Source organism: Wohlfahrtiimonas larvae (genome assembly GCF_002006755.1).
Lineage (GTDB): Bacteria > Pseudomonadota > Gammaproteobacteria > Cardiobacteriales > Wohlfahrtiimonadaceae > Wohlfahrtiimonas > Wohlfahrtiimonas larvae.
This window is the reverse complement of sequence record NZ_MVDO01000144.1, coordinates 1-1,346: the sequence shown is the minus strand read 5'-3', so window position 1 is coordinate 1,346 and position 1,346 is coordinate 1. Positions and strand designations below refer to the sequence as shown.

General features: G+C 35.1%; 2 protein-coding genes. Both read left to right on the top strand.

Annotated features, from left to right (window positions below):
• Positions 1 to 110: 110 nt before the first annotated feature.
• Entirely contained in the window at positions 111 to 803 is a 693-nt protein-coding gene (gene phoB, locus BZK14_RS08415) for a phosphate regulon transcriptional regulator PhoB (protein WP_077926070.1), read from the top strand.
• Between the two features lie 8 nt (positions 804 to 811).
• A partial coding sequence (locus BZK14_RS08410; RefSeq protein WP_143691415.1) for a phosphate regulon sensor protein PhoR occupies positions 812 to 1,346 on the top strand: 535 nt, incomplete at its 3' end.

Sequence of the window (1,346 nt, the reverse complement as noted above, 5' to 3'; positions counted from 1 at the left end):
TTGATAACATGAAAAGCAGACGACAGTTCTGCTTTTTTATTTTTAAGATTCATAAAACTGTCATAAAACTGAAGCATAATTGTCATATTTCAATGTGAGAAAAGATATTGATGAAGAAAACAGTATTATTGATTGAAGATGATGAAGCGCTGAGAGGCATGTTAAAATTATTATTAACGAATAATAATTTTAATATTTTAGAGGCATCTGATTATCATGCCGCTATCTCAATGATAGCAGAGCAAGAGTTTCACATGGTCTTATGTGATTGGATGATCCCCGGTGGTTCTGGGATTCAAGTGGTGAAACGCTTGCGCAAAGATGAGAAACTCAAAGAGATTCCTATCATTATGTTGACAGCAAAATCCGCGGAAGATGAGCAAGTAGAAGGCTTTGATGCTGGAGCAGATGACTATATAACGAAACCTTTTTCTAATAAAGAATTATTAGTGAGAATGAAGGCGTTGTTACGCCGTATTTATCCTGAAGATAAACCAAAGTTACAAATTAATAACTTATCTGTAGATTTAGAATCACATCGTGTCTTTGTGGATGAAGAAGAAATTGAATTAGGACCAACAGAATATAAATTGTTATGTTTTCTGATGCAACGTGTTGAGCGTGTATTTAGTAGAGATCAGTTAATTGACCATATTTGGGGGAATGATGTGTATATTGATGATCGTACAATCGATGTACACATTGGCCGTTTACGCAAACAATTGGAAAGCAAAAATACACATCGTATGATCCAAACAGTACGTGGTGCAGGGTATCGTTTATCTTCACAATCTAAAGATTAAGGTGATTTGTGTTAAAAGAGACATTTTTAAGGCGATTTCTGATAGAAGTTTTAGTCATTTTGATACTTTCTTTAGGTGTTGGTCTAATTATTCAGCATGTTATCTTATGTTTATTGTTGGGCACAATATTATTAGTGGGATGGCACTTATATAATTTATTTAAGCTATCTCGCTGGATTTGGCAGAAAAATGTGCTTTATCCACCCAATAGCTTTGGTAGTTGGGAAATTATTTATTATGGATTACATAAACATCAGCAGCGTTTACGTCAGCGTCAAAATGAATTGGCGGCAATTATTCGCTTATTTAGGCACGGTGTCGAATCATCACCAGATGCATTAGTCATTGTGGATAATGTCGGTAATATTCAATGGTGCAATCAACAAGTGAAGCAACAATTGGGAATTCGCTGGCCAGATGATAAAGGGCAAAATATTGTGAACTTAGTACGTAACCCTGAGTTTGCAAAATATCTTCAACAAGAAAATTTCAACGAGCCACTGACTGTCAAAATTCATCAGCGTTACTACATTGAGTTTCGCG